This window comes from Aureispira anguillae, from assembly GCF_026000115.1.
Classification (GTDB): Bacteria; Bacteroidota; Bacteroidia; order Chitinophagales; family Saprospiraceae; genus Aureispira; species Aureispira anguillae.
In genome coordinates this window covers 6,335,729-6,362,596 of the sequence record NZ_AP026867.1, presented here as the reverse complement: position 1 = coordinate 6,362,596, position 26,868 = coordinate 6,335,729, and the positions used below count along the sequence as shown (strand labels likewise).

The following is a 26,868-nucleotide window of genomic DNA, read 5'->3' as shown; positions in this document are numbered from 1 at the left end:
ATGATTATTCCTTATTTAATCTTAATAAAGATGGAATTTTAGGGTTCATTTCATTGATTATGAATTAAAATATTTTACGCTATAGTACCTAGTATATTCGCTCTATTTTATCAAAACAAATTTATAGAATTATGAGAAATAGGCTAATAATGCCGTTTTTGCTATTGATAGCTTTTGCACTATTTAATGACTTACAAGCGCAAGAAGCAAAAGTAAAATCCGTAGAATTTAACAATTATGAACGTCTACAAAACCAAACAAAGGATGGTTTAACGCTTACCAAAAAGGAACTTAAAGAGTTTGATGAAAAAGGACGAATATTAAAAACAGAAATACACCTTGCCAACCCCATTGGTGAGTTGGTAAAAAATAAGGTTACGATTAAAGAGTGGCAACAAAATTTTAGAACGGAAGAAGTTTCTAAGTATGACGAAATGGGCGACCCTATCATTACGACCAAGTCTTTTGTTTCTAATAAGAGTAAGTTAAAAATAAAAGAAGAATATACCGACTATATCAAAGCGCCTAATATGAAGTATACTAAGATGTTTAGTTATACGACCGTTGGCAAACCTGAAAAAATCACCTTGACGAATCCTGACAACCGAAAAGTGGGGGAAGAACTCTATAAATACAACAAGGATTATGAGGAAACTTACTACAAAAAATGGGAAATTTTCCCCGATGGAAAAAAATACACCGAAGTAAAAAAAACATCCTATACACAAGAAGGTTTTTTAGCATCTTCTGAGAAATTTGTAAAAGACGGAAAGGATGTCTATAAAGATTTGATTACTTTCCAACGCAATAAAGTAAAGGAACACCTGAAGTTTAAGAATGGAGAACAAATTAGTGCTTTTGGTGGTGCAAAAGCTAAGTATGACCCGTCCAAAGCTAGAGTTTTAATGGACTTTGGGAATGGTGGCGATGGCAATAGTGGTGGTTTTGGTGGTTTTGGCTTATGGACTAGTGAGGATGAATTTGACGATAAGGGGAATAAAATAAAAACGACTCAAATGGCAGGAGAGGAAGTCACTCAGGTTACGACTTATTCTTACGATAAACACTCCAATCTTACTGAAACCCTAAAAACATCTTATAACGATGGAAAAGAAACGGGCACTAACAAAGAGGTAGTAGAATACGATCAGTATCAAAATATCTTAAAAAAGGAGTCTTATAAAGATGGCAAACTAATGACTAAATATACCTATGATTATAAATATTTTTAAAAACACCTCTAGGTTATTTATACTATGCAATTTATCAATGCTTTGGATCGTATTGGTAGCTTTTCAATTGTATCCACAGTCCCCTCCTCAAGTAAAAACCAAAAGTCATAAATTTTTCTTAATTAAATCGGATCAACCCATATTAGAACAGCATACAGAAACAAAATACAATATCCATGGAGAGATTATTGAGTATGCTGAATACATAGAAAATGATAAAGGAAAGCCCGTTCTTAAACAACTAAAACTTATCAAGTATAATGTAGAGGGCTTATACATTGGAACAATGGTCTATGACAATAATAATGCATTGATATGGAGCGAAGAGAACACGTATAATGAGGCTGATCAAGTTGTTAAGATAACACATACTAAATATGAAGAAACACCAATAGTTACTTATACAGTACTATCTTATGACAAAGATGGGCATGTTGTTCTTAGTAAAACATTTGATCAAAAAGATAGTCAAGTGAGTGAACAAAAACGAACGTATGCCGCTACAGGGGAATTGATTTCTGCAATCAGTTGGACTTATGTTCATCATAATTCCAAAGTGATCAAAAAGACAATTTCTCTAGATAATGTTTACAATAATCGAGGGCAAATTATCCAATCTACTTTACTTTCTCAGGAAGGAAAAGAGCGGATAAAGGATATTAAATTATTTAAGAACAATGCTATTATTGACTGGACTAAGTATAGAAATGGTCGCTTAATTAGCCAATTTACAAATATAAAACAGGATTCCTCACCGCTACTAAGAGAATATAAACTTCCCCCTCCTATCCCCCAACAAAAAATTATATTAGAATATGACGATGCCAAAAGGGATCCACTCGAAAATATTCCTCATACCCCTTTCAAAACAGTAACGTTTAAGAACAATAAATTAGGATTGCCAACTAAACGCATTACCCGCACCAATAATCAGGTCAGTGAGGTTATTTATTATTCTTATAACGAGGTAGGCTTGCTTATTTCTGAGAAAAAACACGATAAGTTAACTCATGATATAGAAGAAATTCAGTACGAATATGATCCTAATAAAAACCCAACGATCAAAAAAATTTTCTATAATGGGTTGTTAACGCAACAGCATTTGTATAGTTATGAATATTATCATCAACGATAAATTGATCAGTTTGAATGCTGATTGTATATCTTTTAAATAACAAATTAGACATAATTATTTTCTAGTAATTAAAATTACTCTAAAGGCTATGGACAAGCATAAATCAACATATATCTTTACGCTGTTATTTTTATTGCTTTGGGGAACAAGTGCCCAAGCACAAAAGCTACAGGTAAAATCTATTTTACATCAACAATACCTCCTTACAGAAGATGGCGAAATGACCTTGTCATCCCAAGAAAAAAAAGAATTTAACTTATTTAACAAACTATCCTTATTAGAAAAGTACCTCATCAACAACAAAAAGGAACTAGAATTGGATCGCCAAGAACGACTTAGCTATGATCCAAAGGGACGTCATCAAAATACGCTAGAATATGATAAGGAGGGTATTCTTCAGGCTGAAACTAAAATTTATTGGGATGCTTATAACAACAAAAGTAAAGTTGAGCAGATTGAATATGACAATGGGCAACAAACCTCTGTAGCCGTTACTTATTTATTAGAATACAATGAAGATGGAAACAAAGAGCAAGAAAAATTCTTTACGCCTAATGGTACACAAGTAAAAGAAAGAACTTGGTTCTATAATAACCAAAAAGAAATTAGCAAATCTTTTACTTGGATTGAGAACTACAAGGAGCCTCGCAAAGAGATTCTAACCATTTACAAACGTAACAACAAGGGTGATTTAGCACAATCCATTACCACCGAAAAAGTTAATGGCAAAGAATTTAGAAAAGATATTCGATTCTTTAGCAAAAATTATGTCATTGAATGGAAAACCTTTATTGAAGGAAAATTAGAAAGTCACTTTTTTAATGAATATAGAGATAGCGTCATTATTCGTACTACTCGCCAAAATAAGCGCAAAATACTAACACTAGAAGAAGCCGAAAAAGAAAAAGAGCGCCTAGAAAAACGAAAAAACAGAAATACAATCAATAAAGAAATTAAGGGCACCAATGTATTTATCACAAATACAGAGTATGATGCTTATGGTAATATTTTAGTGACAACTCAAAGTTCCAATGAAACCGTCATTACAGTTACTCAATATGTTTATGACGATTATGGCAACCAGATCAAAATGATTAAGGTTGACAAAGAAAAGAACTTAAAAGAAGAAGAATTGAATGAATACGATGACTGGGGAAATACATCCAAAAAAATAATTAAAAAGAATGGTAAAGTAATATCGGAAGATCGCTATACCTATGAATACTTTCCGAAAGAATAAGCTTTATTCATTTTTTGTTCTATAACAAGTAATACCTATATCTGTCAATTGTTTAATTGGCAGATATTCTTATTTTTAATCAAAAAAACAGTTATGCAAACCTTGCTTACACGTCCTTATCTTCTTTTTGTTCTATTGGCTGTTTTACAACAGCCCCTATTGGGACAGTCCAAACTAAATTTAGATAGCGTTGCTACTATTGTTCATACCACCTACAATTTTAAAAATGGGGTTTCGAATCTATCAAGCATCAAAGAAAGTCTTTTTGACACCAATGCGATCCTAATACGTCAACATCGTTATAACTATATGAAAGTAGATACAGGTTTCGCTGCACGCACCCATTATTACTTTACTTATAACCCTACTAATAAATTAGGCACTTATTATACCGAGCAGCTGACGCATGAATCAAAACCGAACAAAAAGTATAGTAAACAAGAATCAAAGTTTAAGAGTTACGATCATAAATTTAAGCGTGAATGGGTTAAAATATTTAAAAAAAATAGTAGGCTATTGTTGCGCCAAACTCAAAAAACATTTGATAAAAATGGCTTTGTTACGCATACAAAAACAACCAATTATAGCAGCTCTCCCCCCAATAGTTCTACCGAAAAAGTACAACGGAATGCCGCAGGGAATATCACCCATTGGGAATCTTTTGATGACGATGGAGACACCAAGATGCAAGCCAGGTCTTTTAATGCAAAATATAAAGATGACACCTTACTCCTTCAATCGGATGGCTATTTATACCATAACTGGAACCAAGTCATCAATAAGTATGATCGCAACAACCATTTAAAGAAAAGCATTTCGAATATCGGTACAAGGAATTCTAATGGCAAGGTAAAACGAACAGATCAGGTGATTACAATTTATAAAAACAACCTGCCGTTCAAAAGAACAGAAAAAAAACTCCGAAAAACGATAAAAAAGGTAAGCTATGCCTTTGAAGACCAGAAAGACATCCAGAATATTACAACTCCTAAGGGCAACTATCAAGAAATTAAAACCTATGAATATTTGGATAGCAACCAGCAATGCCTGACATTATATACAGAAACATTAGAGGGGAAACCTTTTTTGAGAAAAGAAATTACCTACGATACTGCAACTTTCAAGATTCATACACATACAGAAATTGAATATCGAAAAAATGGCAAAGATTGGAAAACAATAAAAACTTACAATCAACATGGAAATTATACCCAAATTGATTTCTATATAGCCAATGAATTAAAGAAACGGGATGTTTATAACTATACCTACCATGCCCCTCCAAAACAAAAAGAGGACTAAGCTTTTGACGATTTGAAAAAGCTTGTTACTGCTTTTTCAAATCGTCTCTATTTACATCATTTTCTTTAGTCTTTTTGGGGCAAATCATCTGAGCTGGGTTTTGCCTTTTTCTTTTTGGGTGGAGCATTAAGATTCTTATTAACAAGATTCATCGTACGGTCTACTCCTATTGTACCAAAATTCAACACTCCTTCTGCTGCATGTTTGATGATTTTAGGCAATAAATCTTCTTCTTCAGAAGTCCAGCGTCCCAGCACAAAATCAACCTGGCGACCTCTTCCAAATTGATCTCCAATACCAACTCTTAGGCGAGGATACTGCGCAGTATTAAGCAGCTGTTCAATATTTTTGAGTCCATTATGCCCACCTGCACTCCCCTTGGTCTTCATTTTCACTTGTCCAAACTTAATATTCAAGTCGTCTAAAATGACCAATAAATTAGACGCTTTGATTTTTTCTTTTTGCATCCAATACCGTACAGCTTGCCCACTAAGGTTCATATAAGTAGTTGGTTTTAGCAAAATATAAGTGCGTCCTTTGTGTTTAAAAGACCCAACAAAGCCATACCGTTCGCTTTTGTACTGTACATCAAATTTGCCAGCCAAATAGTCCACTACATCAAACCCGATATTATGACGAGTGCCTTCATAATCTGGTCCTATATTACCAAGACCTGTAATAAGATATTTCACGCTATTATCTATTTTTAACGTTTCTGGATTCTTTTTCTTGAATAAGTCAACGATAAACTTAAACATAAACCTTGCTTTAAATGACAAAATGAATTAGCAAGATACAAGAAAAGACGTACTAGAATAGCATTCTAATACGTCTTATTATATTTATATACGAACTCAGTTAGTCAGACCTAAATCAAACTATTGTTCAGAGTGTGTAAATTATACTTATTCTTGTGCTTCTACAGCTTCAGCTTTAGCTTCAGCAGAACGCAATGCACGTGGAATTTCAACAGATGCCAATGGAGTTCCTCCAGCATTGATGATTTCGATTCCTTCTTCAACTTGTACTTCACGAACACGGATAGATTTACCCAAAGCCAAATGCTCAACATTTACATCAATAACAGAAGACAATTTGTCTGGAGTAGTTTGAATTTTTAGCTTACGAATTTTTTGCATCAAAACACCACCTACTTTTACACCTTTAGCAGCTCCTACCAAACGAATTGGAATTTCAGCTTTTACAGCTTTTCCTTCAACCAATTCCAAGAAGTCAACGTGCATGATAACATCTGTAACAGGATGAAACTCTACAGTTTTTATAATAGCATTGATTTTTTTACCCTCTACTTCAATCTCTGCAACTCTAAATTCATTGGTATAAATTAAGTCACGTAAAGCTTTAGGAGTAACGCTAAAGTGAACGTTGTTTTCGCCACCATAAAGAACGCAAGGTACCAAACCTGCATTGCGTAGTGCTTTTGTACTTTTTTTGCCTAATTCAGTTCTTGAAGTACCTGTTAATGCGATCGTTTTCATTTGAATATTTATATTTTATTCTAAGTAAATACTTTTCTTTTTGGACGTGCAAAGATAAAAAACTATTTCTCATATTCAAAGCAATAGCTTTAATAGTTGCATTTTTTTTGTTTTTTATTTTAGAACAAGCAAAACAAAAAACGCACTAAAACACTGATTGTAAGTCCAAAAGCAAAATTAAATAGATTTTTTAAAAGCAAAAAAATTAAGCAAATAAAATTTTAAAATTACTTAATTAACTCTTTTAGTCGCTTTATATTTTGTTGATTTTCATCTAAATTAATTGCATTCAGTATATCGTTTTTCTCTCGTTGTGTCAAATGCAAACTAAGCGATGCTCGTTCATCCAAAATTGTTGGTTTATAGACAAAATCGACCACATCTATCTTATTATATCCAATTTTAGATTTTAGGTAAGAAACGTAGGCATCATGATGATAGTTTTGAAGCGCATCCAATGCAAAGACTGGTCCTAAAGGATTAAACGCCAATTCTGTTAGTGATTTAGAAGTTGTTTCTGCTATTTTTTCGGCTTGCGCATAAGACCGTATAGAGATAATTGTAATGCCACTTGTGTTTTCACGAATCCATTTTCTAAAAATAGCCGCAAATCGAGTAGCCGTTTCTAAGCCAAAATTGTCTCTAAAACCTGCATCAACAATTGCCAATACTGGGTTCGTAGGCATTTGGACACTTGGAAAAATAAAAGGAAAAGTCGCATTCATTCTTAAAGCCGTTGCAAAACGTAAATTAAGCGGATCGTGATTTTTAAACAAAGCACCATAATCTACTGCATCTATCTTAGTTTTTACACCTCCTCCCTGATAACTAAATGGAGGGCGCATCATATAACTAACACCATGAGGAGAAATAACCATCATCCTACTATCATTCGAAATTAATGGCGTTAAGAACATCATTGGAATCACAGCCTGCTCTTCTGGTTCTTTGTAATATTCCAATCGTTGCCCCAATAGCCCCTCTGTATTTTCAATAAACTGTTGTTCAAAGATATATCCCCTGTCCTGCCTATAGGTATAACCATTTACTTCTCTGTTTACCCATGGAATAAAAATATCATTTACCAAAAAAGTAAACGCCAATGAATTCATTAAATCTTTTGAGGTATAATCAAGGTATTTTTTATCGTACAAATCAATTGCTGCCCCCTTTTGTTTTTTATAGTACAATTCACGATATAAAGAAGCGCCCCACATTCCCCCAGAAGCCCCTGTCATCAATGCCGTATGCTTCATCAGTTTACCATTTAAGGTTTTATCGATTTCTCGAATGACATGATTGGACCACAAACTGGCTCGTATTCCTCCGCCACTTACACACAATAATACTAATTTAGGTTTCCGCAACAAACGACTTTGTCCAAACTTAGCCCGCCAACGTTCTAAAATTGCTATTGTATTTTTACTGTCCTTTCTGTACTGTTCTTTGGAACAAATAGAGTCTAGTGTCTCTATAGAATAATGAACAGAGGGTTCTTGATAGTTTAGCCCATAGGCACTATTTTGGTAGGAAAACCAGCCCCAAGACATCATTTGACTGATGATAAAAAAAGCGACCATTAAGAACAGTATCCTCCATTCTTCCATCCAATAGGTTAAAGCACCAATAATTGTTGTAATAATTGACATCAACAACAATAAACTTGCTGCTGCTGGGATTCTAAAATGTTCGTATTCTACCAACGCAGCCATCAAAATCAAAGCCGTAATACTCAAGCTCTGAATCACTAAAGCATTCGCATGATTTTGGCGAAAAACTCGCTCTAATAACTTAGAGTTATAATGTTCTACATTTCGTACAATTCTCCACTGGAAATATTCCGTTAAAAAGAAATCGACTCTCCATGCATTTTTATACAAAGCATTATCTCTAAGCCCTCTTTCTCTTTCTTTTCGCTTAACAACAATTGCTTTCAACATTTTAGAAAGCTTTAACTTATTTAATTTTCGGTAAGTCTGCACATCTGTATTCGTATACTGAAAATACAGCATTGAGCTCAATACCATTACAAAGGATCCTAACAGAAAACCTAGGCAATAAAACAAAATACTATACTGTCCTGTGTATTCATTATACCACTGAAAATGTACAATTTTATAAACATAAAAGACGATAAACAATACGGGAATAAAAAAGTTATTAAAACTGAATTTGGCAAAGGGTCTATAGAGCGAAGCTAAAAAAGGAAAACGATAACTATTTAAGATATAAACACTTGTATTCCATGCAATAAAAAAGCTACCATAGGCCAGCCCTATAATAAAAAAGCTCCAAAAGGTAACTTCCCCCATATACTCTGGATCCAAAAACATCTTGTGAAAGCCCATTGAAGCCCCCAACGCTCCACTCATTAGGGCAAATAGAGCAGCCCAAATACTTAATAATAAAATATTATGCTTGAGCTGCAATTTTATCAACTGCACTGGAAAAGTATAATATATATTAGTTAATCGTTCTTTCATTATAGGATAGTGTTATCCAATTAGATACTAGTCATTAAACAACAAGAATAACAGATAAAATGCAATTCTACCTTTAATTCATTTAAAATGGCATAAGCCTTGCCATAGATAAGACGAGGATAATTTTTTTTGCAACATTCTCCCAATTAATGTATACCCGATCAGTAATATTGCGTATATCTTATTAAAATTGTTTGAACAATCCAGTCCAAACTAAGTATAAACAGGAGCAAAATAAGCTCCACAAGATAAGAACATTAGTAATACTCTGAGTGCAAGCTACTAATAAAACGAGCAGCTTGGGGTAATATACCAATAGTGTTGCACAATTTTTTATCAATAAGACAGTATAGCACTCATGTAATAATCGAATACATGAGCAAAGCGAACCGAGCCCTGCGAGCTCACGAGTGATAACGAACTATAAGTCAAACGCTCACGACCGCAGGGAGCTAACTGCGTGGGTTGGTACAATGTACCACCACGTAGTAGCACCGCAGGTAAAGGTAAAGCCCGTTAGCGTACTAACTGCGCTAGTTTATAGCTAAAGCTATAAAGGAAAAAACAATGTTTTTTTTGCTTTTTTTGTAAAAAAGCAAAAAAATAACGGAGTATTAATTTATTATAAGGCAAAAAAAATTCTCCCTTAACCATTTATTCCCCTCTATAAAACTTTATTCATCCAATAAACACAAAAAATTACAAAACTACCATTTTTAAACTTGTTTTAGTCAGAACATTAGGGGCTTAATCTCCCTATTTTTAAAGAATACAATAATAAATTTTTATTTTTGTGTTTCCCTAAAGATAATGTTTTGCTTTTAAAGATCTCTTATAGCAGTTTCTAAAACAATACTAAATAGATTATGAAACAATTTATTATACTGATATTAGCGAATTTAGTCCCTGTATTATTTTGGGCACAAAGTGATACTACTCGCTATACCTTATCTGAAGATCATCAGTTTATAAAAGAATCCGATTTTTATGGCTACACCTTCATTCCTTCTCAAGGGAAAATGAGTACAGCACATTATCCTGACCCTATTCAACCAGGTATTGTTTCTTTTGTGATTTCAAGATCCAATGTAATCATTCATGAGCGAGCCAGATATACCCCAGCAGGAATTGTTGACCCTCCTACCGATGACAAACCCTATCGTTTGCGTATATCCAGCATCAGCAAAACGGTCTATGGTTATGAACTTAAATTAGTTGATCCTGAAAATAGAGAGCTAATCGGCTATTTAAAATTCTATATCGATGGAATTAGTCTTGTGGATATGATCAAATATCGCCCAAGCATGGCCGATCCTGAGCACACCTATATGATTGAACGAGCCTCCAAAGAACAGCTATTAGAAGATGGCAAATTCTTTACACATCAAGAAGATTTTGACGCTAAAACCCTAGATGAATTCTGGGGAAAGGTTTTATATCCTTTTTTATCTTTTGATCAACAATCCAATCTTGATTTTCGCAAAATATCTCGCATTCATGCTACCGATGACATCGACATTCGTTTTGAAGAAGAAACGGTGATAAAAGGCAAAAAAGAGAAATTGCTTCAGTACATTATTTTTAATGAAAAAGATGGTACTCGCAGAAAATTATTGGTCAAAAAAATGAAAGAAATCCAATATAAAAATCGAGATGCTGACAGAACTGTTCTTGAAGTAGAAGTCAGAGATGAAGTTCGACAGGAAAACTTCTTTATTCTTATGCATCGTGGGGTTAAATCATTTCTAAAAGCTATTGAATTGCAAGATGAAAAAAACAGACAAAGTATTTTGTATTATGAAATGCGTCGAGGCAAAAGCATTATAGAATAATTTATTTTTAGTTTTATAAAAAAGAAAAAGTAGGACAGCAGGTAAAATGGTTGTTCTACTTTTTCTTTTTATTAAGGTTGTTATTGGCTTTTGAAAAGCAGGCTGTTTATTGTACTTTTGAAACTTGCCGCCTAGAACCATCTAGTATCAAGATTATGAAAAAACTACTTTACTGCTTATTGCTTCTATTGCTTACTTTTCCATCCAGTGCCCAAACCGATAGTTTATCCTTATTAGCGTCCCCAAAATTGACTTTTTTTGACACCGCTCCAAGTTTTAACAAGGCTAGATTCTGGACAATTACTTCCATTGGAGTAGCGGGTTATAGTGCGGTTACCATAGGATTAAACCAAGCTTGGTATGCGAATTACCCCAGAAGTAAATTTCATTCTTTTGACGATTGGAATGGCTGGCGGCAAATGGATAAGTTTGGTCACGCTATGACCAGTTATTTCGAAAGTAAATGGGCTGGTGATCTTTATCGTTGGGCAGGGCTTTCTAGAAATCAAGCCGCTTGGGTTGGTTTTGGAACGGGGTTGTTGTTCCAAACAACACTAGAAATCATGGATGGTTTTTCTGAAAAATGGGGCTTTTCTTGGGGAGATATGGGCTTTAATTTATTGGGGTCTAGCTTGTACTTAGGGCAAGAATTATTGTGGCAAGAGCAGCGATTTCGCTTAAAAATGTCAACGCACCGCCCATCATATTCTACAACTCCCATCCAAGCCACCAATAGCAATGCAACCTCCTCCATTCACGCCCGTACAACGGCACTTTTTGGGAATAGCATTCCTGAATTACTATTCAAAGAATACAATGGGCAAACGATTTGGCTTTCGGTCAATATTGCCTCCTTTCTAAAAAACAGACCACATGGTTTTCCCCCTCCTTGGATCAATGTAGCAGTAGGTTATGGAATAGAAAATGTATTTGGAGCAGAAAGTAATACTTGGGAAGATAAGGCAGGGAATTCATTTACGGCTCCTGCCCACTATCAACGGCACAGTCAATTTTTTCTATCCTTAGACATTGACTTTGAGCGAATTCCCACCAAACACAAATGGCTAAAAACAATCTTTGGAATACTGAATATTTTTAAAGTCCCCTTTCCTACCTTAGAAATCAATACACTGGGAGCTGTTAAATTTCATCCATTTTATTTTTAAATTGCTATAATAAGAGTAATGATAAAAGAAGCCATCCCTTAATCTAAGAGATGGCTCCTGTTAGCGGCAAGGCAACCTAAGTTTACCAAGAACGATATAGCTTTAACAAAGTAGGATCAGTTTCCCAAGCCTTAATTTCTTCAATGGTATCTGCAATAATATCATAAGTATTTACTTTCGAAAAAGCATCCACCTTATCTAATATGCCTCCTATTTCATTGCCTTTTAGACGTTGAATAGCATCCACAGCATCTTCGTAGTTTGATTTTGACTTATCATTTAATAGCGTCTGAAGTTTGGCAATAGCATCCTTTGTATCTTGTCCTTTTAGCTCCTTAAGAAGCATTTCAATTTTCTTACATTCTCGCTCTGCTTCTGTAAAAAAGTCATCTCGTAATTTTTTGAGCGCATTAGAAGCAGCATAACGCCCCCATTGAGAAACATCTTTATTGGTTCCAACCCCTTTCAGATAGGTCGTTTTTTCTCTAACCAAAGCTTCATCCTTTGTATTTTCTAACAAAGTAGCATAGCTGTTAAAGAATGTAAAGCGAGCATAATTATCTGTTTTGTTCCAATTATTTTCATAAAAAGGAAGGTGTTTTCTATCCCCTGTTTTTTCAAATATTGCAGCAATTCCCAATAAGATAGAAACATTTTCAGCCCCCTTTAAGCGCTCAGCATACTGCGTTCCCATAGTAGGATTGGTACGATAAATCGCTTGTAAAGCTGCTGAAACCACAATATAAGATTGCTCCTTATCCACAGCCTGCTTAGCAACCTCTAAATACTTCGAATTCTCTAAACCACCAATACGCTCCATCGCTGCACGTCGTACATGTGAACGAGGGTCATTTTTAGCAATTTCAATGATTTTACTAATCAACAATTCATCACTTGGATCAATGTCAATGGCATCAATTGCTCTTTCTCTAATCGCCCAAAAAGGATCATTTAAGGCATCTTTAAATAATCGTTGAACATCAGGATTTTTGTCTTGTGCGTATCTCAATTCTTTGATAGACTCAAAACGATCTTGAAAACGCTTGCTCAAACGAAACTGGCTGATTAATTCCTCCTTTGTTTGTTTGTATTTTCTCTTGCCTAAGATGACACGTTCAGCATCCACTCCTACCCAAACAGGCTCTCCACCTGTATAAATAGAAAACGTTTGTTCCTGCTCTGTCATTACAACATTAGTACGTTGAGCTTTGCCCCCTTTAGAAGTATAAACATCAATCGCAAAAGGCAACATAAATACCGTGCTTTCTTTGTAATCTTGTGTTTGTTTCACCGTAACGTTTAGCGTGCGAGTTACCGCATCATAAGTCTTGGTTACCTCCAAATCAGGATGCCCAGCAGTAAAAAACCATTGATTAAAAAACCAATTTAAGTCCTCTCCTGTCACTTTCTCAAAAGCCAATCGCAAATTATGTACTTCTGCTGCTTGGTATTTGTTGTCTTCTAGGTATTTTTTCAAACTTGCAAAAAAGGCATCATCCCCCACATAATAACGCAGCATGTGCAAAATCGCCCCTCCTTTATTATAACTATGAGCATCAAACATATCCTCTTTATCTGCATAGCCATAATGAATTAGAGGATGCTTATCTGCGCCTATAATTGCTTGATTCATATATCCATCAATTTCATTTTTTCGAATATAATCAGCAGCATCTCTACCGTATTTATGCTCAAACCAAAGGTATTCGCTATAATTAGCAAAAGACTCGTTCAGCGGCAAATTAGCCCAGCTTTCGCAAGTGACCAAATCACCAAACCAATGATGCATCATTTCATGCGCAACAATGGACTCGTTTAAGTCGCCATTGTCAATCAATTCACGGGTAGTCATTTGAACAAAATCACCAAAAATAACCGCTGTAGTATTTTCCATGGCACCCGATACATAATCACGAACAACAGCCTGCGAATATTTAGCCCAAGGATAAGTTACGCCTAATTTATTTGAAAAGAAAGTCAACATTTCAGGAGTATTTTTATAGATGGCCTTCGCATCTTTTTCATACTTTGGTTCTACAAAGTACTCCAACAATCTACCGTTCCACTCTTCCGTAACTACCGCAAAATCGCCCACAACCATAGCAAACAAATAAGGAGCATGTGGCAAATCCATTTTCCAATGATCGGTACGTGTTCCATCTGAATTTTCAATTGAATTATTCAGGCGACCATTGGATAAGGTTTTATACTTTTTATCTACCGTCATGTAAATTTCTTGGGTACAACGCTCATTGGGGCGGTCAATCGTAGGAAACCAACAAGAGCTAGACTCTGTTTCTCCCTGTGTCCAAATTTGTTGGGGTTTCCCCTTTTCTTTTCCTAATGGGTTGATAAAATACAAACCTTTGTCAGAAGTAATTGCATCACTCCCCCCTATTGGCAATTCATTAGGTTTTGCGGTATAAGTAATGTACAAACGATAAACCTCATCGGCTTTATAAACTCGATCTAAGGTAATATACAGATCCTTATTGTTTTCATATTTATATTGCAATGGGACTTGTCCACTAGTCCCCATTAAGGCGACTTTGTGAATATCAAAACCTTTGGCATCTAAACGCACTTGATTGGTTGGCTTAAAAATAGGTTTTAGCTCCAAAACAGCTTTTCCATTTAGATACTGTCTTTCCCAATCAAAAGAAACATCCAATTTGGTATGCAACAAATCATTTGTACGTGTTGCACTAGGATTGTATACAGGTCGTTCAAAGCTTGATACTCTAGATGCCGTTACCGCAACGGTATCCAAATTTCGATTTTCAACCGTATAATCAACAGTAATGATCCTACTATTAGTATTGCATGCCGTCCAAAATAATGCAGCAGTAAGAAGGGCGAGTAAATGTTTGTTGGTCATCTATTGTCTATTTTTGATTTTTGAGTTTTAACAATGCTTAAATTAGGATAAGTAACCGTTCACAATAATTTACAGGAAAAAATAAATCTTTTTGCTCTACTCTTCATCAAAAAGTTTTGTCTTAGCTTGCTAAAACTTCAACTTTTTTCTTTGATTAGCACTAAAAATAATTATTTTTTTTACCTATACTCTTTTATGCCCGCTTACTTAATTTATAGTCAATCATTGAATTAGAGAGCAGTCGTTACAAAACTAATAAAATTTGGTAGATTAGGGAAAGAAACAGCTATTTCGATGGTATCCAATCTAATTTGCAAGTATAAAATTTAATCTAAAAAAAAGTCATCCGGTAATGGATGACTTTTTTTAGATTTTTAATACCTCTCTAGGTAAAATAATCTTTTATTTTGATAAAAAATATTCGGTTTTACTATTCTCCGCTTGAACGAATGGTTGTAGTAACGCCGATCCAACAACCAATTTTGTAGCTGCCACCTTCTTTCAATCCACGTTGGAAAATGTCCCCTTTAGTTGGTAAATATTTTTTGTATTTTGCTATTTTGCTATTTGCACTAGATGCTAGACTAGGATCTACACTTTTAGCTTTTGCCCACATATCCATAGCAGCCCATGCCACCACTTGCGCATCCCAACCCGTTCCTTTTCCTCCAGAACAACGCTTTCCGCTAGAAGCATACATATTTCCAATTAACATATAAGGCTCTCCCCATCCTGGCTTCAAACTTGCTGCTTTTTTACAAAATGTACGGGCAGTACCATAAGCACCTTTTCCATAAGCGTGATAAGCAATACGATAAGCCAAATCACCTTTCTCTTCATCAGTTGTTTCACAGTCTTCTGAACTAGGATCATTTAGCGATTTTTCGTACCAATCAAAAGCTTCTTCTTTGTATTTTTTTGCTTGTTCTTCATCTCCTGCCTTCTTAAACTTTCTCGACTCCATTTCACGGAATTCGCCTTTTTTCAGGTTACACCATCCTTCAAATTCCTTTTGAGCCTTTATATACAGTTGTTCTTTATTCCAAGGATCATAGATTGCAAATACCTCTTTGTAAAACTCATTCTCTACACCACATTTTTTCTTAATGACAGCAAGAATTTCAGCATTTTGCTCCATGTTTTTAGGCTCTGCCTCAAACTTAGGTTTCCATTCGTTTTGGTAAAAATCACAGCCCCAAATTTGTCCACCAATTTTCTTGAACTCAGCCTCTACTTTATCCCACTTGGTTTTATACTTTTCGCCATCTTTTTCATTGTTCTTAATATTATGCTCTGCAATTCCCTTTAACTGTTGGTGCAAATTGCGCATATATTCTGCGGTAAATTTGGGATGTTTTCTTTGAAACAAATAAACCGTTAATTGAGTAAGTGGTACCAATACCATATTAGGCGTTTCGTTTTTGCCCAATTCAATTGCTTTTTCAAATACCTCAATTGCTTTTTCTGAGCTACCACGTGCAGCGTAGATATTGTACCCTTCCCACGCTCTATCTTTGGCTTGTTCTCCCAAGCAGGCAGCCATTTCATCATAAAGCGTGATCATTTTATCTAAATATTCATTTTTCTTTTCTTTGTCTTTTTCTGTCTTTGCAAACTCTTTATACATAGTGATTCCATTCTTAAAGTGCGTTGTTTTGGCTGGCAATGGAATTTTCACAGTAGCAAACAACTCTTCCCATACAGGAAAAGCCTCTACATATTTTTTAGACTTAAACAAATCCCTATAAATGACATGTTTCTCTTTGGCACTCTCAACACCACTAGGATAGGCTTCCCAAGATTCACACTGAGCAGAAACTTGACCTGTCATTACAACGGTAAGTGACAAGGCTGAACCGAATTTCAAAAGAGATTTCCATTTTTTTAACATAACTGTCTATATTTTTTATTCTTAATTTAAGTTCTATTTTCACTCATCCTTCTAAGTTCTTGCTTTATAAAAATCCAAAAGTGTGCCACAATAATCCGCAACAGGCAACCGCACTAATAAACAACTGCAAATCAACACTTTAAAATCATTATTCAAGGACGTTGCAAAAATAGTAAAATTTGCTCAAAACACATAAATCATTACAGGGCTTAATGTTTTATTATTATCGATCATTCTTTATTTCACTCCTGTGCAAACTGAACTCGTGTTCTTTGATTGATCCAACAAGCTACCTTATACGATTCCCCTTCCTTCAAACTAGCCTGAAATCCCTCCCCAATTAAAGGCAAGTATTTTTTGTATGTTTTAATCTTTTTTTCTGCCTTTTCTCTACTTTTAGGATCTACTTTTATTGCCTTTCGCCATTCATCCAAAGCCACCCAAATGACCACTCTACCACTTAGATTCTGAGGGTCACCACTTTGGCAAAGCTTTAGACTACTCGCATACATGTCACCAACCAATAAATAAGGCGCTCCCCAATTGGTTTTGTAAGTCGTAGCCTGTCGGCAAAACTTTCTCGCTTTGATATAATCCTTTGCTAAATACTCCTTATATGCCAACCGATAGCACAACCTTCCCCTCTCTTCATCTGTCATTGCACTGTCTCTTTTTTCGATGGCTTGCTCATACAAGATAAAAGCCTTTTTTAAATAGCTTTTTGCCTGAAGGCTATCTCCTCTCTCTGATAAGGATGCAGCTTGTTTTTCCCAATGGTTCCCCTGCCGAAACAACGGCAAATTATCAACAAGAACACCATCGCAATAATTAATCATCAAATATTCTTGATGCTGCTCAATCCGTTGATACAACATTGAAGTATTTCCACATTTCTGTTTTATTTTTTTTAGAATGATGCTATTTTGTTTTCTATTATTAGAATCCAACAGATAGGCAGCTTGCCATTGTTTTTCAAAAAATTCACAATCCCATATTTCTTCCAATTCGTCTTGTAATCTTAGAAATTCCTGTTTTGCCCGCATCCATTTTTCTCGATAAATATTTTTTTCATCTTGGTTTGCCTCAACAAGTCGCTCCAATTTATAATACAACTGAGTTAAATAGTCTTTTGTAAATGAGGCAACTCTTTTTTGATACAAATAAACCGTCAATTGCGCAAGCGGAACAATCACCATGCTAGAAGTATTATCTTCCCCTAAAACCAAAGCCTCTTCTAGTGCTTGTACAGCCAATGCGGGTTTTGCTTTTAAAGCATAGAGACTATAGCCCAACCAAGCTTTATCTTGACTATTTTTGCCAATGCAAATTTCCATTTGTTGGTATAAATTGATAATGGTATCTACCAACAATGCCTTTTGGGTAGGAATATTTTCTTTTTTTGCAAAGACTCGATACATTTTTATCCCATCTTTAAAATGCCTGCTTGGCGCTTCTTTAGGCATTTGTACCGATTGAAATAAAGCCTGCCAGATTGGGAAAGCAGCTTCGTACTGTTTCGCACGAAATAAATCTCTATATCGTTGGTGCGCTTCTTTTGCACTTTGAATGCCCTTAGGGTGTTCCTCCCATGAATTGCATTGAGCTTGCAGCAAATTTGTCCATATAATTCCTAGTGTGAGCAACAAATAACTGCCCTGCATCCATCTAGCCATAGTTGTCATGTTTATAGTTGGTGGGGAACGAACTACAACCAACTAGATGATAAGATGCTCCATCTTGGTGTAAGAAAAAATGTTAAAATTTTGTCTAAAATTACATTACTCCGTTGAAAACCCGAACCCAGCTTGCTGGCTCACGAGTGTAACGAACCGACCTCAGGGAGCTCATAAGCGCTAGCGCACTAGCTAATTAACGGAGTATTAAAATTAAAAACTGCCAAACCATTGACGCTTAATCAACAATTTGGCAGTTCTAAACACTTTTTTTTATGCTATACTATCTAAACTTAGAGCGGTTGAACCAACCACTAGCGTTGAGTGCAAAACCAAGGTTAACTCTAAAATAGACATCGCCAATCAATTCTGGATGCCCTAAATAACCAATATCTAAACCAAGATTAACAAAACCTAAGATACTTTTTGCTTTGGGAGGACGCATAGGGAAACCAGCCCCTACAGACAAACCGTAATCCATTAATTGGTAGCGAGTGCCATTCTTTGCCGTAAAGGCACGAGCATCTAAGCCATAATGTGCTCCAACTCGATAACGAATTCGATTGAAATAGCTGGTATAATCAGAAAAATCTGGGACAATTTGCATCCCCACTGCTATTCTATGTGAGTTTTCCAAATTAGCATCTGCTACGCCATCTCTACGAAACATAGACCACATTTCTGTTTCATAAGAAGCACCAACTATTAGTCCTAATTCCTTACCAAAAGAAACACCTCCACCAATTTTAATTGGCATATTTAACGTTCCCTTCACGCCACTAATATTCTGGATAGAATCGACTGGGTGATAGCTACTCTGTCTAGTATACTGTTTGCTAGAAGTGGTGATAATATCTGAAACACCTCCTGCATAAGCTCCTATTGTCAGTTTATTTTTGATGCTAAAATTTGGATCGGGTGAAGTTTTTCCATTGGTAGATTTAAAAACATATTCGTATTGTACTCCCAAATCCCAGATAAATCCTACACCATTTTCTTCCACAATCAATCGTTCGTCATAAGCTACAGCATAGGCACTGTCTTGAAAATCTATATAGGTATTATTGCTTATTTTTCCGAATAATAGCCCCAAGTTAGCCCCTGCTGAAAAGCCCTTATAAGTAAAACCATTTGACCAATTAACTCTATATTTATTCCCTTCTCCCGTATAGTTAAATAAAACATTAGGAACGGAACCAACCGATCTAGTTACAGCAACGTCATAATTCACTTGACTGTAAGGCATTAAACTAAATCCCATTCCCCATTGAATTGGTACTCCTCTACGAAGGGTATCACGCATGATTTCCCAACTTTTTGTAATCGGAAATGCCAAGGAAATATAGGTCAAGTTTCCATTGTCTGCCTGTGCTGTTAAGCCTGTATTTTTTTCTGATAATTCGCTGTGCTGATAATCTAACCCCAATTGAAAAGAAGTATAGCGAAGTTTCCCTAAAGAGGCAGGGTTGGTTAAGTTAACATCCCAATAACTTCTATAAGTAGCAGACAGTCCCCCACTCATGGAAGCATTAGGAGTAAACAATGATCCTTTTAGATCTCCTAAACCATAACGAGAATAAGGTGAATTTCCTCTAGAATACTGCCCCTCAGAAACAGTCACCACTGCCACCATTAGAAACAGAACTACAAACGGTGTAAATAATTGCTTAAAAAGCTGTTGCATGAAAATTTATTTTTGAGTTGCCAACCAAACTTGAAGTACAAGCATCCAACGTCACCAACTGTGTCAAATTTATTGTATATTATAATCTAAAATTTTATTCAAACCTATTAGAACCAAATTAGGCTGCGCAAATATCTCATTTTTAAGTTGACTTTCAAAATAAGATGCATCTCCCCCTGTTACAATGAGTCGAATATTGCCAAATTGTCGCCCATATTGAGTCCTAAATCCTTTGAGCTCGTGCAGTACCCCCTGCATTATCCCTGTTTGGATGGATGTTTTGGTTGAAGTGCCGATAAAAACATCCAATGTTTCTGCTTCTATCAACGGTAATTTTGCTGTCAATTCATGCAATGCTCTAAAACGCATGTTTATCCCTGGCAAAATACTCCCCCCCATATAAACACCACTGGCTGTGATAAAGTCATAGGTAATACAAGTTCCTGCATCTACTACCAAAACGCCCTCATTGGGGTACAAAACTGTTGCTCCCACAACAACCGCTAAACGATCATTCCCTAAGGTTTTAGGGGTTTCATAAACACTTTCAATTGGCACTAAAACATCAGGCGAAAGTGATAGAACTTTATCTAATCGCTCTTCTAAAAATGCAAATGCCGCTTCATTCTCTACTCGAACAGAAGAAAGGATAGCGTTTTTCACTTCAAAATCCGTCAAAATTGTCTGCAAGAATTCTACGGTTAATTCAGGATTCCGAAAAAAAGAACATAATTCTCCTTTGGCATTATAAAGCCCAAACTTAACTTGTGTATTGCCTACATCAATGCAGAGGTTCATTGTGTTTTTGTTTTGTTGATAGAAACGTTTTGAAAAGAAGAAAGGATAGTTCAATTCTATTTTTTTGCAATAGAATAAGCCTATTTATCGACCAAATACATTTCTGTATGAGGGATATTATCCTCTAAATATTTTTTTCCTGTATCTACAAAACCTAATTCTGAATAGAATTTTAATAGATAATCTTGAGCCGAAATTCGTATATTCTGCCCTTCCCACAATTCTTGGCAATAGGCAATTGATTGTTCCATTAATAAGCGTCCCAATCCTTTGCCCCTCGCTATGGGACTAGTTACGACACGTCCAATTGCAACATCATTTTCATACGATCCTCCTTTAGGTACCAACCGAGTATAAGCCACCAATTCCTGCTTTTCATTCCGAGCCATCACATGCCAACAAAACTGATCTTTATTATCGAAGTCCAGATAAGGGCAATTTTGTTCTACTACAAAAACTTGCTGCCTAAGATGTCCTATTTCATAGATTTCTTCTCCTGACAAGTCTTTAAATGGTTTATTTGTCCAAGTCCATTTCATGTTAACTCTTTTTTAATCGAATGTGCAACCAAGAATTATCAAAGGCATGCCCATCTAGTTTCAAAAAGTTAGCAAATCGAGGTAATAAAACACTCTTTTTGCGCCCTCCTACGCTAATCAATAACTCATCGCCATATTTTTCCAGACCAAATTCAGCTTGCCCAATAAATGGTAGATACATGGAAATTTTATAATAATCTGGATATTCTTGCACCTTAAAAGGGCTTTCTTTGTGGAATATATCCGCAGGGTTGAGTTCCTGATAAATAGCGGTTGCGATTTTTTCTAACAACGCTAAACCAAACACCTCTTGCCCTTGATGTTGTACCTTAAAAATAGGTAAAGGCTGGAAGCTCTCTTCTATATCTTCTATGTATTTTCCCTGAGATTTCACATATTGTTCAAACACACTCCCTACACCTCCTGCTAAATCTGGTAAAATGCGATTAACAATGATACCATCCACATTATACCCATACAAATTGAGATAGGTATAAGCCCGTTTAGCTTCTTGAATCACCATACGTTCAGGATTAGCGACAATACGAATCGAGCATACTTCAGGGTTCAACATAATTTTTTGAACAACTTCCAACTTTCCAAACAAGTTTTGTAGCTCTTCATAGCCCTCTTCCAAAGGAATTCCTTTTGTTTTTTTCAGCAATTTTCCAACCGCTTTAATGACCATCTTTTGCCCAGGAAACGCTTTGGTTAGCCAAGATTGCATAACTTGTGGCAAAGTCAATAAGGTCAACGTCTCACCAGTTGGGGCACTGTCAATAATCAGCACATCATAAAACTGTTCGCTATAGTATTTTTCTATCCATAAAAAAGCCGAAGCTTCTTCCATGCCTGGCAATACAGACAATTCCTCTGCAACCACGTTATCCACACCTCTCCATTTAAAAATCGACAACATCAAATTGCGCATACTCTCCCAGTTTTTCTTCATAGAATAGTATACATCAAATTCTTGCCCCCAAAGGTTCTCTGCAATAAGAGTAGGCTCTGGCTTTAACTCTACATTTAGAGCATCAGACAAACTATGGGCTGGATCAGTAGATACCACCAACGTTTTTAATCCTTTTTTGGCACACTGAAGAGCAGTAGCCGCCGCAGTTGTAGTTTTACCAACGCCCCCTTTGCCTGTAAATAAAATTATACGCATTATTTTGTTTTTTTATAATGCAAAAAACACAAAGGCTCTAAGCATTATACAATGATTGATTGTGTGATGCACAAAAGTAGTCAAGTAAGTGGACAAAAAAAAGCCCACCTTTTATAAAGATAGACTATTTCCTATTTCTTGGTAAGCATTCTAACCACTCCCAGAGTTTTATGAGGTGCTATTAGACGCCTAGTATTTTCTTGAATACGCCTAAAAAAGAACTAGCTTGGCGCAATGTTTTAGAAACGGTTTGCCAGAAAAATCGACTTCCTGATGTCTTGGAAGGCATATCTTTAAATGCCTTTACCAGCCTTAGATTATCAATCCCTTTGCCAATTGTAATTCTGATACAATTCTCTAAACCAGGATAATTCGATACATTAAGCACATAAATTTGTTCTTCTTTTCGAAGGTGCTCTGTCATCAGAGTAGCATCTTCTACTTCTATCAAAAGCGTATTGGTGTTGCTATCGTAGACGTTGACAATTGCAGGCAACTTTTCTAATGTTTCTTTTACCTGTTGACGTTCTTCAATTGTTCTTGAAACAATCCTGTCTTTCTGATCTGCTACATACAATGCTTTGGTCGCCATGCGCTGTGCCATTTCATTGACAGAGTATGCTGGTTTTATGGCATTTAGAACCTTTATAATTTCAGGATCAGCATAAGCGATACCTACGGGCAAAGCAGCTAATCCCCAAGCTCTAGAAAAGCTCTGAATAATTATTACATTTGAACAATCCTTTATAATCGTCAATAAACTTTGTTCTGAGACATAATCAATGGCAGATTCATCAATAACAACAATACCATCAAAGTTGGTTGCCAAATCAACCAAATCAAAACTGGCTACACAAGAACCTGTAATATGATTGGGATTTTCTATTACAATCATCTTCGGCTCCTCTTCCAATGCCTTTCGGACTTCATAAATAGGCAACTCAAAATCATGCCCCAAATTTAATGATAGAACCTCTAATGCTTGCATTTTAGCAAAATGTTCAATGCGATTATTAGCAGGGGAAAACGTCAAAATTCGATCTTGGTTGGGCACACAAAAAGCACGCAGTACCAAATCGATCAATTCTGTAGAGCCATTCCCTATACAAATTTGGTTGGCATCCACCATTGCATAAGCAGCTAATTCTTCTTTTAGCTTCAATGCCTGTGAATCGGGACGTTGGCTATAGTCGTCATCGGTTCCGATAGTCCCATACAACCCCACAGCAGAGTGGGCATTTAGATAACCTTCTTTGTTCGGATAACCCGTGGTCAACGCTTCTTTGGACTCAACCAATTTCCGAATATGCCTTGGCAGTAAATGCTGTATGTTTTCTGTATGTTCCATATAATTGGATATTTATCTAATAATAGTCCAGACACTCTTGTTATAATAATCAACGGTGTAGGACACATAAAGTAACCGAACACAATTAGCTACGTGTTTTCAAACGGACTAATGATCTAACCTATTGCTTCAAAAACCATTGCTAAACCAAATGCTCGCTCTGCATTCCCTTCATTCAAAGCCTTTTTTGCTAATTTGTGCAAACCATCTAACATCGTATCATCAGGAGCCTCTGAGCTGATTAATACCTCTTGAATTTCTTCTGTCATTAACAATTCATGAATCAACTCATCTTTAGGATACTCATACAAACCTGCTAACTGAGCAATATCATTTCCTGTCAATACATTGCTATTTAAGATATGAGGAGGCAGCTCATCAAAGCCTAAGGCTGGTTTTAAAACCGATTGATAGAGATCAAAGATGTTGTCTCCACTAGCACGCACATAATGAGAACGTCCCATTCTTCCAACTAAATCAATTTTATGAGGATTGATTCTATTGGTATCTGCATCTATCACGGCTTCGCTAACATGCATTTTTAAGACATTACAGATGATTAGATGCCCTGCTCCTCCATGTTCTCCTAGCGTGATAATTTCACTCACTTTACACTCAAAATGCGCTGGTGATTCTTTTATTCTAAACGGCTTTACTTCATCTGAAGCAAGGGGCGTTAGACCAGATTTTGCAAACTCACTAATATCTGAAGGATAAGAAATACTAGCCAGTGCCATCTGACGCACAATATCATAATTAACTACATTCACAACAACTTCCTGATTCAACTGAACATTGTGTAAAGTATCTTTGGTTGTATTATCTGCGACCCTTCTATTAGATGAAAAAACCAGTACAGGTGGGTTGGAGCTAAAAGCATTAAAAAAGCTATAAGGAGCAATGTTTGCAATGCCCTTATCATCAATCGTACTCACAAAAGCAATAGGTCTAGGAGCTACTGCCCCCAATATAAATTGATGCAAATCTTTTGTTTCTATCTCACCAGGAATAATGCTGCGCATGTTTATTACAAATTTTGGCTTTTTTTAATTTTTCATTACAATCCATAAAAGACTGATTACAACCCAATTAAACAACATCAATAATTAATTTAAGTATATTGTGTAAAATTTTAAATGGATAACTAGTCTTTTAACAATCTACCCGTTCTATTCAACGTTTATCATTTTACAAGTAGTTATTCAAAGTTAAGGATTTTCTTTTGCTATCAAGTAGTTTTAAAAACAAAGATTTTCATAAGCAAGAGAATCGCCCTAAGTCTAGGCGGCTCTTTCATCCATAGTCAGCCTCCTCTAATGTTAAAAAATAGAAGATGAATAAACCCCAACAATTATTAATAGGTATTGTTATTAGTACACTGGGCTGTATCATTATACTGTTCTATCTATTATACACCCATACTAGAGCCGAAGAACCCAAAGCTACTATTTTTTCACTCCCCGTTCCTTCCCTTCTTTCTCCCGCTCAACCACAAATAGGTTCCTATCAAGGAACATTTAACACCGCTCCATCTGTTACTCATCATCTAAAAATACTCAATGCAAGTTTTTTACATAATGCTATGCGAAATTATTATGGAGATAGTGCCCCTAGCCAATTGGAGGTTATTTGGAAACATAAACTAGGGCATGGAACTACTCGTATTGGCAAAGAAACCAAAATATGGCGAGGAGCAGGATGGACTGGTCAGCCTTTGTTAGTAGAAGAAAATGGAAAGAAATATCTTATTCAAGGCGCTTATGATCATCACTTAAAAAAAATAGATGCTGAAACAGGGAAATTAATTTGGCAATACCAATTTGATGATGTTATAAAAGGTACAGGAACGATCTGGTTAAATCCACTAGCAGATTCTTTAAAACATTTCTGTATTATTTTGCAAGGAAGTCGAGCAGGCAAAAGCAACTATGCCACAACCATACCTAGCTATCGAGCCATTTCTTATTTTACAGGCGAAGAACTATGGAGTCTGAACAGTGTAAAAACAGCCAGTTATAGCCGAGATGTAGATGCCTCTGCGCTGATTGTCAGAGACACAGCCTATATTGGTTTAGAAAATAGCATTTTTACAGTACTAGACCCTAACCCTAGCAAAGCCTCCTTCCGAAATAAGCTCTTACAGCCTAAAATTTATAACAATAGCGATACGCTCTATCTGCCCAAAGACATTGTGGCGCATGGAGGAAACTTAGTGACAGAAGCTTCCCCTGCATTGCTCCATAATCACATTTACATTGCTTCAGGTTCGGGGCATATTTGGGGATATAATTTAGCTACTCATGCTATTGATTGGGACTATTGGGTTGGTTCTGATATTGATGGCTCTCCTGTTGTAACAATAGACAACTGCTTGCTTATTTCTATAGAAAAACAATACATCAAAGGGCAAGGAGGATTATTAAAATTAAACCCCAGCAAAGCTCCTCAACAGGCTGTGGAATGGTTTTTCCCCACTCAAAACAAGCCTTTTTCTACTTGGGAGGGAGGAATTATTGGCTCCTCCTCTGTAAATTATTATTATAAAGCTCCTAAACAACCTAACATAGCTGCTTTCACTGCTATTGATGGTTTTCTTTATGTTGTGGATACCGACCAACTCGCTTCTTTTACCACTACTACTACCTACGATAGCAGCCATTATTTCCCTGCCCCCAAACTCTTATTCAAACAGTATATTGGTCCCTCTATTTCCACTCCTATTATCGTTCAAAATAAGATCATTGCTGCCAGCTACAAGGGCATTTATCTATTTGAATTCGACAAGGATATGAACTTTAAGCTTAAGACAAAAGTAAAAATACGCTGTGAATCAACTCCTGTTGTAGACCACGGAAGAGTGTATATTGCCTCTCGAAATGGCTACTTATATTGCTTAGGTGAAAAAGATCCTCCTATCAATAATTAACTCACTAACAGCATACTACATTGTAATATTTTTCATTTTAGTATTTATTAAATAGTAATTAAGTACTTATTTTC

General features: G+C 35.8%; 19 protein-coding genes. 7 read left to right on the top strand and 12 right to left on the bottom strand.

Annotated features, from left to right (window positions below; translation table 11 throughout):
* Positions 1–131 precede the first annotated feature (131 nt).
* From AsAng_RS24880 to AsAng_RS24865, 4 genes are all read left to right on the top strand, one after another.
* On the top strand, positions 132–1,232 hold the full coding sequence (locus AsAng_RS24880) for a hypothetical protein (protein ID WP_264789835.1): 1,101 nt from the start codon (positions 132–134) through the stop codon (positions 1,230–1,232).
* A 37-nt stretch (positions 1,233–1,269) separates the two neighbouring features.
* Positions 1,270–2,367, top strand: a complete 1,098-nt coding sequence (locus tag AsAng_RS24875; protein WP_264789834.1) for a hypothetical protein — start codon at positions 1,270–1,272, stop codon at positions 2,365–2,367.
* A gap of 88 nt (positions 2,368–2,455) precedes the next feature.
* On the top strand, positions 2,456–3,607 hold the full coding sequence (locus tag AsAng_RS24870) for a hypothetical protein (RefSeq protein ID WP_264789832.1): 1,152 nt from the start codon (positions 2,456–2,458) through the stop codon (positions 3,605–3,607).
* A gap of 93 nt (positions 3,608–3,700) precedes the next feature.
* Positions 3,701–4,909, top strand: a complete 1,209-nt coding sequence (locus AsAng_RS24865) for a hypothetical protein (RefSeq protein WP_264789831.1) — start codon at positions 3,701–3,703, stop codon at positions 4,907–4,909.
* A gap of 65 nt (positions 4,910–4,974) precedes the next feature.
* Here the strand turns inward: AsAng_RS24865 and pth are convergent, their stop codons facing one another.
* The 3 genes from pth to AsAng_RS24850 all read right to left on the bottom strand — a co-directional run bounded on the left by pth (position 4,975) and on the right by AsAng_RS24850 (position 8,891).
* Positions 4,975–5,667 carry an aminoacyl-tRNA hydrolase gene (gene pth, locus AsAng_RS24860; protein WP_264789830.1) on the bottom strand — a complete coding sequence of 231 codons (693 nt, stop codon included), beginning with the start codon at positions 5,665–5,667 and terminating at the stop codon, positions 4,975–4,977.
* A 147-nt stretch (positions 5,668–5,814) separates the two neighbouring features.
* On the bottom strand, positions 5,815–6,408 hold the full coding sequence (locus AsAng_RS24855; RefSeq protein WP_264789829.1) for a 50S ribosomal protein L25/general stress protein Ctc: 594 nt from the start codon (positions 6,406–6,408) through the stop codon (positions 5,815–5,817).
* Between the two features lie 227 nt (positions 6,409–6,635).
* The gene (locus AsAng_RS24850) at positions 6,636–8,891 is read right to left on the bottom strand and encodes a patatin-like phospholipase family protein (protein ID WP_264789828.1); all 2,256 of its coding nucleotides are present in this window, start codon (positions 8,889–8,891) and stop codon (positions 6,636–6,638) included.
* A gap of 866 nt (positions 8,892–9,757) precedes the next feature.
* Here AsAng_RS24850 and AsAng_RS24845 point away from each other — a divergent pair.
* Together AsAng_RS24845 and AsAng_RS24840 are read left to right on the top strand one after the other, a co-directional pair.
* Positions 9,758–10,723, top strand: coding sequence for a hypothetical protein (locus AsAng_RS24845; protein ID WP_264789827.1), 966 nt, complete (start codon positions 9,758–9,760; stop codon positions 10,721–10,723).
* A 155-nt stretch (positions 10,724–10,878) separates the two neighbouring features.
* On the top strand, positions 10,879–11,889 hold the full coding sequence (locus AsAng_RS24840; protein ID WP_264789826.1) for a YfiM family protein: 1,011 nt from the start codon (positions 10,879–10,881) through the stop codon (positions 11,887–11,889).
* 82 nt (positions 11,890–11,971) lie between these two features.
* Here AsAng_RS24840 and AsAng_RS24835 read toward each other — a convergent pair whose 3' ends face one another.
* From AsAng_RS24835 to AsAng_RS24795, 9 genes are all read right to left on the bottom strand, one after another.
* On the bottom strand, positions 11,972–14,767 hold the full coding sequence (locus tag AsAng_RS24835) for a DUF3458 domain-containing protein (RefSeq protein WP_264789825.1): 2,796 nt from the start codon (positions 14,765–14,767) through the stop codon (positions 11,972–11,974).
* Positions 14,768–15,197: 430 nt separating this feature from the next.
* Complete coding sequence (locus AsAng_RS24830; RefSeq protein ID WP_264789824.1) at positions 15,198–16,658, bottom strand: hypothetical protein; 1,461 nt, start codon at positions 16,656–16,658, stop codon at positions 15,198–15,200.
* Between the two features lie 242 nt (positions 16,659–16,900).
* Positions 16,901–18,331, bottom strand: a complete 1,431-nt coding sequence (locus AsAng_RS24825) for a hypothetical protein (RefSeq protein ID WP_264789823.1) — start codon at positions 18,329–18,331, stop codon at positions 16,901–16,903.
* Positions 18,332–18,614: 283 nt separating this feature from the next.
* Positions 18,615–20,015 (bottom strand): hypothetical protein, encoded by a 1,401-nt coding sequence (locus tag AsAng_RS24820; protein WP_264789822.1) that lies wholly within the window; start codon positions 20,013–20,015, stop codon positions 18,615–18,617.
* Positions 20,016–20,084: 69 nt separating this feature from the next.
* Complete coding sequence (locus AsAng_RS24815; RefSeq protein WP_264789821.1) at positions 20,085–20,813, bottom strand: type III pantothenate kinase; 729 nt, start codon at positions 20,811–20,813, stop codon at positions 20,085–20,087.
* 80 nt (positions 20,814–20,893) lie between these two features.
* Positions 20,894–21,352, bottom strand: a complete 459-nt coding sequence (locus tag AsAng_RS24810) for a GNAT family N-acetyltransferase (RefSeq protein ID WP_264789820.1) — start codon at positions 21,350–21,352, stop codon at positions 20,894–20,896.
* 1 nt (position 21,353) lies between these two features.
* Entirely contained in the window at positions 21,354–22,520 is a 1,167-nt protein-coding gene (locus AsAng_RS24805) for an ArsA family ATPase (protein WP_264789819.1), read from the bottom strand.
* A gap of 181 nt (positions 22,521–22,701) precedes the next feature.
* Positions 22,702–23,868: a pyridoxal phosphate-dependent aminotransferase gene (locus AsAng_RS24800; protein ID WP_264789818.1), complete on the bottom strand. Its 1,167-nt coding sequence runs from the start codon at positions 23,866–23,868 to the stop codon at positions 22,702–22,704.
* Between the two features lie 116 nt (positions 23,869–23,984).
* Entirely contained in the window at positions 23,985–24,890 is a 906-nt protein-coding gene (locus AsAng_RS24795; protein ID WP_264789817.1) for a flavin reductase family protein, read from the bottom strand.
* Positions 24,891–25,201: 311 nt separating this feature from the next.
* Between AsAng_RS24795 and AsAng_RS24790 the strand changes: the two genes are divergently transcribed.
* Entirely contained in the window at positions 25,202–26,794 is a 1,593-nt protein-coding gene (locus AsAng_RS24790) for an outer membrane protein assembly factor BamB family protein (protein ID WP_264789816.1), read from the top strand.
* Positions 26,795–26,868: the final 74 nt, after the last annotated feature.